Genomic DNA, 15,643 nt, shown 5'->3' with positions numbered 1-15,643 from the left:
CCTTTCACAAGACGTTTTTAAAACTAAACAAAAAGCCTCGCTGATAAATGCAAGGCTTTTTTCAAAAAATGATAAATAAAATTATGATTCCTCCATAATCCTCAAAGGCATAATAAGAAACAAATCATCGCTTTTCTTTTCGCTTTCCTTTGCAATTTCTGGAAAAATGAGACAGGCGCTTATATGCGTGTTCATTTCCATTCTTATTTTTGTAACAGAAATAATACTGATGATCTCCATAAGGTATTGCGCGTTAAAACCAACAGTATGCTCCGGGCCTTCATAGTCAATATCTAATAGTTCTCTTGCTTCTCCCCCAATGTCCCGGTTAAGGACAACGACCTCAAGTTTTTTGTTTTTAAAGACAAATTTTACAAGGTGTGTCTTCTGATTAGATAAGATTGAAACCCGTTTTACCGCTTCATAAAGAAGAGTTTTATCTATAATTGCTTTTTTTGGATTTACCTTTGGAATTGCCTTCTCATAATCAGGATACGGACCGTCTATTAATTTTGAACAAATTTTTACAGAATCTAATGTAAAGAGTACATACTTCTCACTCATTGATACTTGAACAGTGTCTTCTGCTTTTTTTTCATCTATTATTCTTACTAAATGCAGAAGGCTTTTTGGAGAAATAATCATTGAAACATTTTTTTCAAACTTCTCTTCACTTTTATAAAATGAATACCCGAGCCGATGCCCATCTGTGGCCACCATACCTATTTCGCCACGCTCAAATTTCCAAAGAACACCGCATAAACACGTTCTTGACTCATCTTTTGAAACGGCAAAACTGCTTTTTATAATCATTTCTTTGAGACTATCAACTTTTACGGAAAAATCTGTACCGTTTTTTATTTCAGGAAATGCAGGAAAATCTTCAGTTCCGATTCCGGCGATTTTACAGGAAAACCCCTTTTTATTCTCTATAATAAGCACATTTGCATCCAAAGAAAGATGAATGTCGCCTTCAGGCATTTCCCTAATGATTTCAAACAACTTTCTCGCATTGACGGTTATTTCTGCTTCACCATCAGCCACAGCCTCTGCAGAAGCTATTATAGAATGATCGAGGTCAGTGGCGCTGAAACTGATGCCTTTTTTTGAAATGGATATTTTAAAATTTGATAATATTTGTAGAGATGTTTTTAATGGGATTAAAGGATATGCTTTTTGTATTAAATTAAAAATTTTATTTTTTGTAATAACACATTCCATAGAATAGATTGCCTTTCCAGTAAAATTTAAAATATGCGAAAGATGAATTATTTTCTATTTCAAAATATATATATAAACAAATAGTTTTAAAAATAGATTTGTTGATAGTGTGGTATATATTCCTAACCCATTGTTAATAATCATATTATGATGTTAATAAAACAAGTAAAAGATTTATAAATTCATTGATAACTAATTCATAAAAACACACCATGATCCAATCAACAAATTATAAACAGAATAATATATAATAATATAAATGGAAAAAAAATTTCATTTTTCTTCTGAAATTAAAGCAACAATATTTTCTATATCAGATAAAATGTTTTTATCGATATTTTTTAATTTTTCAATATGCTGAATGGCATGAATTACCGTGCTGTGATCCCTGCCTCCAAAATGCAGACCAATTGATTTTAGCGAATAATTAGAAAAAGATTTTACAATATACATTGCTATCTGCCTGCAAAATGCAACCTCTTTTCTGCGATTTTTCTCACGAATGTTATTAACAGGAACCTTGTAATAATCAGCGACGGTTTCAATAATCTTATCAATAGAAGCCCTTGTTTTATCTGTATTTTGAGATACTTTAAGGATACTCTTTACCAGTTCAATGGTAATGTCACGGTTGGTGATCGATGAATATGCGAGAAGGCGTATAACGATTCCTTCAAGTTCTCGTATGTTGGAAGATACATTTTCAGCAATGAAAAGAAGGATGTTTTCAGGAATACATAAATTGTCCTGTTCCGCTTTTCTTTTTAGTATAGCGACCCTCGTTTCCAAATTTGGTGGCTGGATATCTACACAAAGGCCCCATTGAAAACGAGAAATAAGACGATCCTGAAGGCCTTTCAAAGAATTTGGGGGACGATCAGAAGTGAGGACAATCTGACGCTGGTTTTGATAGAGCGTATTAAAAATAAAAAAAAACTCTTCTTGCGTGCTCTCTTTGCCTGAAAGAAACTGAATATCATCAATTAAGAGAACTCCGGCAGACTTATAGGAATCCGAGAATTTCCTGGTGCTGTTGTTTTTAATAGCATCAATAAAATTCAAATAAAATTCTTCAGATGAAGAATAGGCTATACGGAGGTCTTTTCTCTGGAAAAGAAGGTAATTTCCTACCGCCTGTAAGAGGTGCGTTTTTCCAAGACCAACACCTCCATAAATAAGAAGCGGGTTGAATTTGGTTTTGCCAGGAGCTTTTGCAACAGCATAAGCGGCACTTTTTGCGAATTCATTTCCGGGCCCCACCACGAATGATTCAAAGGTAAAATTATGGTTAAAAAGCGCCGAGGACATCAGCTGCTTTTGCAGCAATGTGGTTTCAGCTTTTTTATCAATGGGAGAAATGGAAGCGTTGGCAGGAACAAGAAAAGAGATTTCCTCAATTAAAGGAAAATGCTTTTTGGCAAGGGCAAGAATTTTTATTTTATAATGTTGATTCAGAAAATCAACGGCATATTGATTGGGAGCCTCTATAACAAAATTTTTTCCTTCCAGAATTTGTTTTGGCTGTAACGGGCGGAACCACGCCTCTAAGGTTGCAGTATCTACATCCAGCGAAATGTCTGAAAGAATATTTTGCCACAGCGAAAGCTGCATAATACAATATCCGAGGTTACTAATAAAAAAAGTTTTGGCTACGCCAACAAATGATAACTATGAAGGAAGGAAATTTTAAGCCCCATGCTCCGCCTTATTAAAACGACCATAAAAATCTACATAAAGAGACCAGAGAAATCAAATCCATGTTTTTAAAATGTGTCAGAAACGCATTGACAGTCTGACATGACTGAAACCATTTTTAACACAGAAAGGAAGCTACGATATGAAAAGAACGTTTCAGCCGTCTAAAAGAAAAAGAAAAAACACTCACGGTTTTCGCAAAAGAAATGCAACAAAAAGTGGAAGAAAAATACTAAAAAAGAGAAGGGCCAAGGGACGCAAGCGGTTGGCTTCATCAGATTGATTGTTCCTGGTGGAAAAACGTGGAAAAAGAAACAGGATTTCATCAAGGAAAGAAATCTCTTTTCTTACCAGAAAGGGAAGTTGCTGGAGGTGCTCGTATTTTACTGTGATCTTTTTAATAAACGGAAAAGAAAACAATCGGTATGCGATTTTAGTTACAAAAAAAAATGGAAATGCAGTTCAAAGAAATAAGATAAAAAGGGTTTATAAAGAAATAATTCGTAACAACGCAAGCAATACCCCACCCTATTTTGATATCCTCGTTAAACCAGTGGGAAATTTGTTGCCATCGACGGGAGAGCTTAAAAGTAGTTTTTTAACATGGGAAAAAACGGAAAAACAATAGGAATTTTCTTCCTTTCATCAATAATCGCACTAACGAAAACGGTTCTTATTATTCCCCATGGTACCTGCAGATTTCATCCCTCATGCAGTGAATATGCTCGGGAAGCCATTTTAACGATGCCGTTTTATCGTGCCTTTTTTCACATTGGAAGAAGGCTGTTAAAATGCACCCCATTTAGTTTGGGCGGCTTTGATCCAGTTCCCGCGGTAAAAGGAAAGGCTCGTTAAACGTGGATAAAAACACCGTTTTAGCTATTATCCTTATATTAGTGACGATAATGTTTTTTCAAATGTATGAAAATCGCGCATCGATGAAAAGTCAAGATGTTTCTTCTGGTCCATTGAAAAAATCTTTACAAAAGAACGAAGTATCAACCACGCCAACAAAGGACACTGTATACAAGGCTATAACGATAACCCCAAACGTTAATTCTCCTGCAAAAGAAATCGGCGAACCCCAAAAAATCATTGGAGATACCATTTGGATAGAAAACGAAAAAATATTATGCGGGATTTCAGAAATTGGCGCACGAATTATTTCTCTTAAAATGAAAGAATACGGATACGACCGGATTAAACCGAACCTTACCGATCCAAAAGAGCAAGTGGACCTTATCGGCTGCTCAGCTGTTGGCGGCGGCAATTTAACGATAGATGGTGATAATTTTGATAATAAGCCGTTTAAATTAAAGGGGAACTCAGGTAAAAAAATTAATATAAGCAATAGTGAAGAAATATCGATATCCTTTGAAAGTAATGCGGCCGGAGGTTCTGTTATCGAGAAACGATATACTTTTAAAGGGAACAGTTACAAAATTGGGCTTAATATTATCTCCGGTTCTCTCGATGGAAAAAACATTACTGTCGGATGGAAATGCGGAATCACGGAAAGTGAATTTTATAAAGCAAGCGTAAAACAATACAACAATGCATATGTCAACGAACAACGGAAAGTACATATTTTTGACGGAAAGAATATCGAGCATCTGCAACAGAAAAAACCGGAAAAAGATGAGAAAACGGGATTTTACAAATGGGCGGCCATTACGTCAAAATATTTTTTAGTTGCCATCGTTGCGGACACGGTAAAAGACGCCGACCTTCTTATTGAAGGATACGATGCAAAGGCCACCGATGATATCAAAGCGCAAGGGCAGAGACAACAGATTATAGATTATTCTCTATCAATAAAAAGAAGCGGTGACGGGAACAGGGAAGGATATTGGATTTATGCCGGGCCGAGCAAACTTTCTCTTCTCAGGTCTTTTAAAATTAAATTTGAAAAAGTGCTTTTTGGCGGTTGGGAATGGCTGATAAGAGCCGACCTCTGGTTTCCCTTTATTTGCGAATGGATGCTGTGGTTGTTGGTATATGTCGAAAATATTGTAAAAGATTACGGTGTTACGATAATCATCCTCACTATAATTATACGGGCTATTACATTTCCTCTTTCACAAAGCAGTATGAAATCAATGAATAGGATAAAACTTCTTCAACCGAAAATAAACCACCTTCGGGAGCGCTATAAAACCAACCCTAAAAAGATGAATGAAGAAATAATGGCTCTATACCGGGAAGAGGGAGTAAACCCATTAAATCCCGGTTGTCTTCCCATGTTTTTACAGATGCCGATTTTAATCGGACTTTATATCGTGCTGCTAAAAGCAATAGAGCTGCGAGGCGCCCATACATGGATGGTTCCGTGGGTAAAAGACCTTTCCCAGCCGGAAATTCTCATTAGCCTCAGGCAATTGGGATTAGATAAAATTTTTCCAAACGGCATACCAATGTATGGCTATGGCATTGCATTAATGCCAATCATTATGGCGATCCTTACGTTTATCCAGACTAAAATGACGACAAAGGATCCAAATCAAAAGGCAATGGTATATTTCATGCCGGTATTTATGCTCGTCGTCTTCAACAATTTTCCCGCTGGACTTGTTTTTTATTGGACTTTTTCAAATGTTCTGGGAATATTGCAGCAGTATATACTTGACAAAAGCATGCAAAAAGAAAGGGCGGCATATCTAGAAGCTGAGGAAAAAAGAAACCATGCAATTAAAAAATCTAAAAAATAGATGAAAATACCCGCTCATCAACCCCTGACAACGAATACCTTTCTGACGGGATAATAACCCAACCAGATATAAAGCATCCCTTATATGCTTTTGAATATCGAAAAGACCATTGCTGCTCTTTCAACAGGTAATGTTAAAAGTGCTCTTGCGGTAATTCGTGTATCAGGAAAAGATGCATTTTCTATTGTGGGGAAATGTATTAATCCATCTGATACCTTTAAAGAAATTCCTCCAAAAACCATTTGTCTGTATAGATTCACTTCGGTGCAAAATCAAAGAGCCATCGACCAAATTACTGCAATTAAATATTTAGCACCTAATTCTTACACGGGCGAAAATATGGTAGAAATTTTATGCCACGGGGGAGAAATCATCATAGAAAAGATACTGTCTGAATTGGTAAAAAATGGTGCAGTTATCGCAGGAAAGGGGGAATTTACCCGGCGAGCCTTTTTAAACGGAAAAATGAACCTTGTAAAAGTAGAGGCAATACAAGGACTCATCAATAGCCAGGTGGATAAAGAATATAAGGCCGCAATGGAAAGCTATTTAGAAGGTTATAAACAAATATTATTTAAATGGAAAAATACCTTAAAGGAAATAGTGCGTAATATTGAGGCTGAAATAGAATTTCCAGACGAAGATGATATAAAAAAGAAGAAAAAAAACCATTTAAAGAAAATAATAAAAATAAGAAAAGACATAGAAATGGAGATAAAAAAAAGGCAAAAATCACAAATTATCGAAAAAGGTGTTTTTGTTCCAATCGTTGGAATAACCAACGCAGGAAAGTCTAGCCTATTTAATCTTATGCTTGAATGTGAACGGTCTATCGTCCATTGGGAAGAAGGAACAACACGCGACATGGTTAGTGAGGATATACTAATAGCTGGCGAAAAAATAAAGCTATTGGATACTGCGGGACTTCGAAATACTAGTAGCAATGTGGAGCAAATTGGAATAAAAAAAACTCAGGAATACATCAATAAAGCCGCACTAATTATCTGGGTAACACCTGCAAACATCCAGATAACTGAACACGAAAAGATATTATTGAAAAAAAAGGGAAAAATAATTTGTATTATCAGCAAGACAGACCTCATGGATGGAGATACAAAGAAAAAATTTTGTGTGGCAAACCATATTCCTTATTTTGGCGCTTGTTTAAAAGATAAGCACGAGCGCAAAAGGATTGTTGATTTTATTGGAAAAGAGGTAAAAAAGATTATCGGGACATTGGAATTTTCATCCCTTGTTCGGAACCAACGACAAATGAATTTAGCCGATAGCATGGCAAAGCAACTCCATGCGGTAGAAAAACTCTATAGTTCGGGCGAGGAAATTATTTCATTATATCTTAGGAATGTGTTAAACGACATCGGAGAAATGGTTGGAGATACAACAAACGAGGAAATATTAGATAGCATATTTTCCGAATTTTGTATTGGCAAGTAAAAATACCCCACTATTAAGTTCTTCTCTTTTCACCCATGTGATATTTTTATTGCAGTAAAATCCTGATTCACGTGAAACAATATTTTATATGAAAAAATCATGAAATTTGATATTATCGTCATTGGTGGCGGCCATGCGGGCATAGAAGCTGCGCATATAAGCGCCCTCAAAGGATTAAAGGTTCTTTTAGTTACCTCGCATTTGGATCTGATTGCCCAAATGTCTTGCAACCCGGCGATTGGAGGCATTGCAAAGGGAAACATCGTTCGTGAAATCGATGCGCTTGGCGGGCTCATGGCGCGCATTGCCGATAAGGCTGGCATTCATTTCAAAATGCTCAATCAGACAAAGGGCATGGCGGTCTGGGGAAACAGGGCTCAGGCAGATAAAAAAGATTATAGGAATATTGCACGAAAATATCTAGAAGAACAGCCAATGGTCGATCTGCTTCAAGGATTTGTGAGGGCCATAAAAGCAAAAGGAGACAAAGCCCGTGCCGTTGTTCTTGATAACGGTGAAGAAATAGAGGGCACGTGCATTATTTTTGCAATGGGTACTTTTTTAAATGGCATTGCCCATATTGGTCTTACCTCATTTCCCTGCGGACGGCTCGGGGAACCACCTTCTTTGGACCTTAGCGAATCAATAAAAGAGTTTGGAATTAAATCCGGAAGGCTTAAAACCGGAACATCACCTAGGATTAACGGCAATACGGTTAAATACGAAAAATTGGCAAAACAAAATGGTGATGCAAAACCTTGGCCGTTTTCATTTTCTACTTCGAAACCCCTGGAAAATAAAGTTGTATGTTGGATCACTAAATCAACGACGGAGACCCATCGGGCTATTCTGGAGAATTTGGATCGCTCCCCCCTCTATACCGGCAAAATAAAAAGTGTCGGGCCACGGTACTGTCCGTCTATAGAGGACAAAGTGGTTCGGTTTGGAGAAAGAGATGGGCATACATTATTTTTAGAACCGGAGGGTTTGGACACGAACGAAATGTATCTGAACGGGTTGTCAACGAGTTTGCCTTTTGACGTTCAGGTAAAAATGGTACATAGTATACCCGGCCTCGAACAAGCGGATATCCTTAGGCCAGGATATGGGATAGAGTATGATTTTTTTCCCCCTACCCAACTTTGGCCAACCCTCGAATCCAAAAGCGTAAAAAATTTGTATTTTGCCGGGCAAATTAATGGTACATCTGGTTACGAAGAAGCGGCTGGTCAAGGATTGCTTGCTGGAATAAATGCCTCCGCTGCCGTAATAGGGGAAGAACCTCTCGTGCTGGGCAGAGACAGTTCATATGTAGGAGTTCTTATCGATGACTTGGTTACAAAAGGGACACAGGAGCCGTATCGGATGTTTACTTCACGCGCCGAGCATCGGCTCATTCTTCGTCAGGATACTGCTGATGAGCGCCTCATGCCGATCGCTTTGCGTCGAGGACTTATTTCCAAAGAGCTTTACGAAAAAAGAGAACGTGTGTGGGAACAAAAGGCAGGATATAGAGAGAAACTTTCCGAAGTAAAGATATCACCCGGAGAATGGGAAAAAAAGAGCAAGGCCTCAATTAAAGTTAAAATGAAGGCGTCCGAATTGTTAAAGAGACCTGAGATAAAAATTGAAGAAATTCTCAATATTATTGATTTAAAAATTGAGGACAGGGAAATTCGATCAGCAATCGAGGCAGATATAAAATATAGCGGCTTTATTGAAAACGATTTGGAAAAGCTGGAAAGTTATCGCAAAATGGAAAATGAAATCCTCCCTGAAAATATTAATTATAATAACATTAAAGGATTGCTAAACGAATCTCGAATAAAGTTATTACAAATAAGGCCAAGATCCCTTGGACAGGCTTTAAGGATTCCCGGCGTTACGCCGGCAGACATAACGGTACTTATGGTATATCTTTCTAACCAGATGTTTCACGTGAAACAACGGTGAGCGTATGAAAAAAATTAACAAAATCCACCTTGAGAGAGCAAAGAACTGCTATGAACTCAAGGAGTTAGAGCGCCTCGGGCTAACCCCGACCCTTGAACAGAGAGATATGATATTAAAATACATATCCCTTCTTCTTAAATGGAATGCTGCAGCGGGGCTTATTTCTCCTGGGGATGAAGAGCACCTTTTTTTACGGCATTTTTGTGATTCTTTACAACCTCTGCTTCTGTTTGGTTTTAAAAAAAGTGCAAAAATACTGGATATTGGTCCTGGCGGCGGTTTTCCTTCTATCCCCATCCGTATTTTCCGGCCAGATCTTGTAATTGTGCTTGCCGAATCCAATAAAAAGAAGTGCATGTTTCTTTCGCAAGTAAAGACGGATTTGACGCTAAATAATGTTGAAGTCTATAACGGAAGAGTTGAAAAAATGCCCGTCCCTGAAAAAGGATTTGATTATGTAATAAGCAGAGGCCTTGGGACGATGCAAAAATTCTCCATGCTTGCTCGACCGTTTTTGGCTCCTGATGGCCATATGTACACCTTTAAAACAAAGCAATTTTCTCAGGAACTCGAGAATATAACGTCAAGTAAGGAAAAAGACGGAATCAAAATAAGTGAGATTGCCGAGTATGATCTTGGAAACCAAATTTTTGGTCTTAACCTTGTTTCCTTGGAGTTGACCAGATAATTCCCCCTCGATATAATCGGGTTGTTGGCGGCGAGAAGGAGCATCCATTATCCGCAGTTTACTAAAAGTGAAGAACACTTGATCCCCTGAAACAAGATCTAATTAGAAACTAAGAGACGAGCGGGGTTGTATTGGGAAAAATTATTGCGGTGTGTAATCAGAAAGGCGGCGTTGGGAAAACCACAACAGCCATAAATCTTGCCGCCACACTTGCTGCTGCGGAGCATAAAACGCTGCTCCTCGATATGGATCCGCAGTGCAATGCAACGACAGGGATCGGCAAAGATAAAAAGGATATCGGACTTTCCGTCTATGAGGTCGTGACAAACAGAAAAAAAGGTGAAAAGGAGGTGCTTCTCAAAGATATCATCCTCCCAGTTGAACATATGAAATATCTCGATATTGCTCCGGCAAGCCCTGATCTTGCTTCAGCCGAGATTGAACTTGTAAATATGATTGCCCGGGAAAAATGCTTGAAAAACGCTATCGAGCAAATCCGGAATGAATATGAATATCTCATTATTGATTCGCCACCATCACTTGGCCTTCTTACGGTCAATATTCTGTCTGCAGCAGACTCGGTGCTTATTCCCATTCAATGCGAATATTATGCTCTTGAAGGACTTGCCGAACTGCTTAATACTATAAGGCTTGTTCAGAAAAACTTGAACTCAAAATTGGTGATTGAAGGCGCACTGCTCACCATGTATGACGGCAGGTTGAATCTATCCCGGCAGGTGGCAGAAGATGTTCGGTCATGCTTTCCCGAAAAGGTTTTTAAAACAATAATAGCAAGAAATGTCAAACTATCCGAGGCGCCCTCTTTTGGCAAACCGATTATCCTCTATGATATAATGTCCTCTGGTGCGGAGAACTATTTGAATCTTGCAAAGGAAATAATGCACAATGGGTAATGCTCATCATCGAAGAGCTCTCGGGAGAGGTCTTACCAACCTTATTCCACAGGAAAGCGAGGAAAAGGGGAGCGGTAATGAAATAGTTCTCGTTGACAGCAATGCGATACGGCCAAACCCTTTTCAACCGCGGAGAGAGTTTGACCAAAAGGAAATAGAGGGGCTGGCCGAAAGCATTAAAACCCAGGGCCTGTTACAGGCGATAATCCTGAGGAGAAACCTTGACGGATACGAAATAATATCAGGCGAACGGCGCTATCGCGCGCTTTTGCTTCTGGGAGAGGATAAAATTCCGAGCATTATCAAGCCCAAGGTTTCCGATCACGAAATGATCGAAATCGCGCTTGTTGAAAACATCCAGCGTGAAAATTTGAATGACATTGAGGAAGCAGGTGCCTACCAACGGCTTTTGAGCGAATGCGGACTTTCACATGAACAATTGTCTGCCCGGGTGGGAAAAAGCAGAAGCGCGATCACCAATATTCTCAGACTGTTAAAACTGCCACAGGAAATCCAGCAGATGATTATTCACAGCGACATCACATCGGGGCACGCACGGGCTTTACTTGGTTTAGAGGATCCCGATGGCCAAAAGGCGCTTTGCCAAAGGATCGTGGCCCAAAAGCTTTCCGTGCGCGATGTGGAAGAGGCGGTGCAACACGGAAAAGCGAAAAAGGCAGAAAAAGGCAGTGTTAAAAAAAAGGCAGGAGCGACAAAAGACCCGGATCATCACGCGCTCATAGAAAAATTGCAGTATAAATTTGGAACTAAGGTTACTTTCACAAATCTGCGGAACGATAAAGGCAAAATAGAAATCCATTATTACAATAAAGACGACCTAAATAGAATAATTGAAATTCTTTCCAAGGAATAAATGAAATTTTTCAACGGCTTCTAAGCCGTCATGAAAAGCCTCTTTTGGTAACAGAAAAAACCGATGCAGATAAAAAAAAATTATTATACAATCATGTTTATTCCGGAGGGAAACGCCAAAACCTTCTCGATGCACCTCCATCGGAATATTGTCTATTCTCTTGTTGTGTTTATGGTGATTTTTATTGTCGGTTTTATTCTTCTTGTGGTAAAATCTGGAGAGATAGCGGCAAAGTTGCAGTTAGTGTACGTCCTTACGAATGAAAACAGGCATTTGAGGGAAGACAACCAAAAAATAAAGTCTATTTCAGAAAAAATTGACAGAATAGAACTTTTGGGGCGTTACCTTCGTCGGGTCGCCCAATCTTCAGGGGTGGACCCTAAAAAGAGCACCACCACCTTGGATGCCGCCCGTCAAAACGGGGAGACGGCATCTTCAAAGTCTGCCGTGGACAAACTGCTCGACAGCCTTAAAATGACATCATCGGGCGCCGAGCGACAGATTTTAAAGAAAGGGGAGTCCGCAGAACTGTCCCTCGCGGCACTACCCAGTATCCAGCCAGTAGTTGACGGATGGATAACGCGCCGGTATATAGAGGTGGCAAACGACACTGAGCAAATGCACAATGGTTTGGATTATGCTGCGACTCAGGGTACCCTTATACGCGCCACAGCGCCCGGCATTGTTGAAGATGTCTGCAATGACAAATATTTTGGGCTTTTATTAACAATTCGGCATGGATATGGGTTTTCAACCCGGTATGGCCATTGTTCCCAGATTCTTGTTGCAAAGGGCGACCACGTGGAGCGTGGCCAGACAATTGCATTGGTTGGAAATACTGGACGCTCTTCTGCCCCGCATCTTCACTACGAAATAATAAAAGATGGGAAAAATATTGACCCTGCCAAATTTATTTTCAGCAATCAAGGAAAATAAGAAAGGAAGTCTTTCTATGGAAAAAGGGAGCGATAAGGGACTGCAAACAATCATAGGCCCCGGCACATCGGTTGAGGGAACAATTACAGTACCCCACAGCATACGCATCGATGGCACCCTTAAGGGAAAACTGGAAACAGCCGAGACCTTGACTGTAGGAGATGCCGGCCACATAGAGGCAGATATTGTTGCTAAAAGCGCAATTATTGGCGGCAGTGTCAGAGGAAACCTTTCTGTGGAAGACAGGGTGGAATTGGAAGCGAACGCATCGTTGATCGGAGATTTAAAAACAAGAGATCTGGTCATTAACGAAGGCGCGACATTTCATGGAAATTGTACCATGGATGTAGAGAAAAATATTAAAGTCTGAATATTTTTCAATCTTGATAATAAGAAAAATTTAAACGGAGATATTTAAAAAATTTTAACCGTGTTGATAATATTTTAAGGAACGTTGTTTTATAACTGATTGATAATAATCGAAATATAAATAAATAAATAAAATATTAACAAATTGGCAACAATAAATGAGCATAACATATTTATTTTGTGAATAACTTGTGTTTAAAGTTTAAAGATTTTTTAAAGCATTAAAAAATAATAACGACTTGTCTTCCTTTTAAAGATCTTATTACCCAAGAATATTTCAGATTTTTATTGATCTAACCGCTACTAGGTGAGTATTGGCGTATTAAATTTTATTTAAAATAGAAAAATGGAATTATTTTTGCAGGCTATTCGATGCTTTTTAGAATTTTTTCCGCGATTGCAGCTGGATTTTTATCTTCGGTAACCGCGCGGCCGATCACCAATAGTGTCGCGCCGTTTTTTATTGCTTCTTTAGGCGTAGAAACACGTTTTTGATCATGGGTATTGCCCTCGGGAAGCCTTATGCCCGGGGTAATGATTTCAAATCCGTCTGGCAACAAGGGTTTCACGTGAGGAAGGTCGGCAGCCGAACATACAATTCCATCAAGGAGCGCATCAACTGCTCGGAGGGCGAGGATTTTAATATGCTGCTCTATGGCAACAGACACATTCAATTCGTTAAGCAACGCCGAGGCGTCAATGCTGGTAAGCAGGGTGACGCCGACAATTTTGGGAGGCGCAAGCCCTTCATTGCATGCGGAGCGTGCCGCGGCGCATGCAGCCTTCATCATCTCGGTGCCACCCTGGGCATGCACAGTGAGATATTGAACGCCAAGTCGTGATGATGAACGGACAGCATTTGCAACGGTTTGGGGGATATCGTGAAATTTTAAGTCGAGGAAAATCTTGCGTCCGGTTTCAAACACCTCTTCGAGGATCGAAGGGCCAAAGCGGGTGTACAGCTCCAAACCGACCTTGAAAGTGCCGAAATACTGTTTGGTCTGGCTGACAAGCGAGCGTACTTCTGCACGTGAGTTCAGATTGTCAAGGGCAAGAGCAAGAAAAGATGATCGGTCTGCGGCCATGTCCTTAAAATACAACATCGAGGATGGAAAACAAAAAAGCTTCGCCTTAACTCACGGCAAATTTTTTGATCCCTCTACCGGGAACTTGGTTGTTCTCTTGGATAGCGCGCAGATCCGCAAAGCGGCGTGTGCTTGCAACCCAAAGAAGAATTCCCTGTAAAATGGTGTTAGTTCAAAAAATTATGTAACACGCGAGCAAGACGAAGCTCAAAATAGAATATAATGAATTTTTAGAAAAATAGATCACTTTGAATAAAAATAATGGAAATTTTTTAATCAAAAGAACGCACCAAGGGGGTTTTCGAAGACATCAGGTAACGTTAGCTGTTTTATTAATCGTCGCATAAAACTTATATTATAATTTTGTGGATAATTATGCAAGAGGACCGGTATGAGCAGTTTCATTGTTGAAGGCGGCGTCAAGCTGCAGGGAACCATCCGAACGGCTGGCAACAAAAACGAAGCCCTTCCGGTTATTGCCGCGGCGCTTTTATGCCATGGTAGCGTGACCCTTTCCAACGTGCCGGACATTGGCGATGTGCGGAGCATGCTCTCGATAGCATCACTCCTTGGAGCAAAAATATCGGAGATAAACAATTCAAGCGTATGTATTGATGCGACGGCAGAGCCAGCCCCGACGCTGCCTGCTGACCTTTCAAGTATCATACGCGGTTCGATTCTCTTTGCGTCATCATTGCTCGCCCGCACCGGGAAAGCGGTGATCCCTCAGCCAGGCGGGGATTCAATCGGCCGCCGCAGGCTGGATACCCATTTTCATGTATTTAAGGCTCTTGGCGCAAAAATGACGGCTAAACACTATCAAAAGTCAAGTAATTCTGAGCAAGTGCTTTATGTTCTGGAAGCGAAAAAGGGTCTGCGCGGCACGGACATCTGCCTTGACGAAGCGTCTGTGACCGCAACGGAAAATGCGGTTATCGCCGCCGCAGGTGCGCGCGGCAGAACCACTATTGTAAACGCGGCATCGGAGCCGCATGTGCAGGGGCTATGCAGGTTCTTGGAAAAAAGCGGTGTAAAGATAGAAGGGATAGGGTCCAATGTCCTTTCCATATATGGATCTGGGGGAATTGAAGGCGCCCCGCACACCCTCGGAAGCGATTACATCGAAACGGGATCCTTTATAGGCCTCGCAGCCGCGACGCGTTCAGAAATAACCATTACAAACATCGATCCGCAGCATATGAAAATGATTCTCTTTCAGTTTGCCCGTCTCGGCATACAGGTAGAGGTAGATCAAAACCAAAGGACACTGATGGTGCCGGGGCACCAGACTATGAAAATCCGACAGGATCTTGGCGGCGCGATACCGAAAATTGAAGACAACATATGGCCTGCTTTTCCGGCGGATCTCATGTCCATCATGATTGTCGCGGCGACGCAGGCCAGCGGCACATGTCTTCTGCATGAGAAAATGTTCGAATCAAGGCTCTTTTTTGTTGACAAACTGATATCCATGGGTGCAAAAATAGTGATTTGCGACCCGCATCGGGCCGTGGTGAACGGGCCGTCGCAGCTTGTCGGGGCCACCATTTCATCGCCTGATATCCGCGCCGGAATGGCCCTGCTCATCGCGGCATGCGCAGCGCGGGGCAAAAGTTGTATCCAGAATATCGAGCAGATAGACCGTGGATATGAAAATATCGACCAGCGACTTTCCAAGCTCGGTGCACGCATCATTCGCACCGCAGAACGAAGGAAAAATTGGCCCACCACAGGGAAGCGTTAGG

The 15,643-nt window shown here is 40.5% G+C and carries 13 protein-coding genes; 10 read left to right on the top strand and 3 right to left on the bottom strand.

Features of this window, described 5'->3' with window-relative positions; all coding sequences use genetic code 11:
• Nucleotides 1-81: 81 nt before the first annotated feature.
• Complete coding sequence (gene dnaN, locus VLX68_00865; protein HUI90773.1) at nt 82-1,221, bottom strand: DNA polymerase III subunit beta; 1,140 nt, start codon at nt 1,219-1,221, stop codon at nt 82-84.
• A gap of 273 nt (nt 1,222-1,494) precedes the next feature.
• Entirely contained in the window at nt 1,495-2,832 is a 1,338-nt protein-coding gene (dnaA, locus tag VLX68_00860) for a chromosomal replication initiator protein DnaA (GenBank protein HUI90772.1), read from the bottom strand.
• Between the two features lie 226 nt (nt 2,833-3,058).
• Here dnaA and rpmH point away from each other — a divergent pair, with 226 nt between their 5' ends.
• The 9 genes from rpmH to VLX68_00815 all read left to right on the top strand — a co-directional run bounded on the left by rpmH (nt 3,059) and on the right by VLX68_00815 (nt 12,814).
• Nucleotides 3,059-3,199, top strand: a complete 141-nt coding sequence (gene rpmH / locus VLX68_00855) for a 50S ribosomal protein L34 (protein HUI90771.1) — start codon at nt 3,059-3,061, stop codon at nt 3,197-3,199.
• A gap of 574 nt (nt 3,200-3,773) precedes the next feature.
• Nucleotides 3,774-5,624, top strand: coding sequence for a membrane protein insertase YidC (gene yidC / locus VLX68_00850; protein HUI90770.1), 1,851 nt, complete (start codon nt 3,774-3,776; stop codon nt 5,622-5,624).
• Between the two features lie 84 nt (nt 5,625-5,708).
• Nucleotides 5,709-7,079, top strand: coding sequence for a tRNA uridine-5-carboxymethylaminomethyl(34) synthesis GTPase MnmE (gene mnmE / locus VLX68_00845; GenBank protein HUI90769.1), 1,371 nt, complete (start codon nt 5,709-5,711; stop codon nt 7,077-7,079).
• A 99-nt stretch (nt 7,080-7,178) separates the two neighbouring features.
• The gene (gene mnmG, locus VLX68_00840) at nt 7,179-9,032 is read left to right on the top strand and encodes a tRNA uridine-5-carboxymethylaminomethyl(34) synthesis enzyme MnmG (GenBank protein HUI90768.1); all 1,854 of its coding nucleotides are present in this window, start codon (nt 7,179-7,181) and stop codon (nt 9,030-9,032) included.
• A gap of 4 nt (nt 9,033-9,036) precedes the next feature.
• Nucleotides 9,037-9,720, top strand: a complete 684-nt coding sequence (rsmG, locus tag VLX68_00835) for a 16S rRNA (guanine(527)-N(7))-methyltransferase RsmG (GenBank protein HUI90767.1) — start codon at nt 9,037-9,039, stop codon at nt 9,718-9,720.
• A 131-nt stretch (nt 9,721-9,851) separates the two neighbouring features.
• Nucleotides 9,852-10,634 (top strand): ParA family protein, encoded by a 783-nt coding sequence (locus VLX68_00830; GenBank protein ID HUI90766.1) that lies wholly within the window; start codon nt 9,852-9,854, stop codon nt 10,632-10,634.
• On the top strand, nt 10,627-11,508 hold the full coding sequence (locus tag VLX68_00825; protein ID HUI90765.1) for a ParB/RepB/Spo0J family partition protein: 882 nt from the start codon (nt 10,627-10,629) through the stop codon (nt 11,506-11,508). Before VLX68_00830 ends, VLX68_00825 begins: the two co-directional genes overlap by 8 nt.
• A gap of 63 nt (nt 11,509-11,571) precedes the next feature.
• Nucleotides 11,572-12,444 carry a M23 family metallopeptidase gene (locus VLX68_00820; GenBank protein ID HUI90764.1) on the top strand — a complete coding sequence of 291 codons (873 nt, stop codon included), beginning with the start codon at nt 11,572-11,574 and terminating at the stop codon, nt 12,442-12,444.
• Nucleotides 12,392-12,814 carry a polymer-forming cytoskeletal protein gene (locus VLX68_00815; protein ID HUI90763.1) on the top strand — a complete coding sequence of 141 codons (423 nt, stop codon included), beginning with the start codon at nt 12,392-12,394 and terminating at the stop codon, nt 12,812-12,814. Before VLX68_00820 ends, VLX68_00815 begins: the two co-directional genes overlap by 53 nt.
• Nucleotides 12,815-13,178: 364 nt before the next feature.
• Here the strand turns inward: VLX68_00815 and pyrF are convergent, their stop codons facing one another.
• A complete protein-coding gene (pyrF, locus tag VLX68_00810; protein ID HUI90762.1) occupies nt 13,179-13,898 on the bottom strand; it encodes an orotidine-5'-phosphate decarboxylase in 720 nt (239 codons plus the stop codon).
• Between the two features lie 391 nt (nt 13,899-14,289).
• On the opposite strand from pyrF, the gene murA reads away from it, so the two are divergent.
• Nucleotides 14,290-15,642, top strand: coding sequence for a UDP-N-acetylglucosamine 1-carboxyvinyltransferase (gene murA / locus VLX68_00805; protein HUI90761.1), 1,353 nt, complete (start codon nt 14,290-14,292; stop codon nt 15,640-15,642).
• Nucleotide 15,643: the final 1 nt, after the last annotated feature.

Source organism: Chitinivibrionales bacterium, assembly GCA_035516255.1.
Lineage (GTDB): Bacteria > Fibrobacterota > Chitinivibrionia > Chitinivibrionales > FEN-1185 > FEN-1185.
Note: the sequence above shows the minus strand (reverse complement) of the source record. Positions and strands in the feature narration are given on the sequence as shown.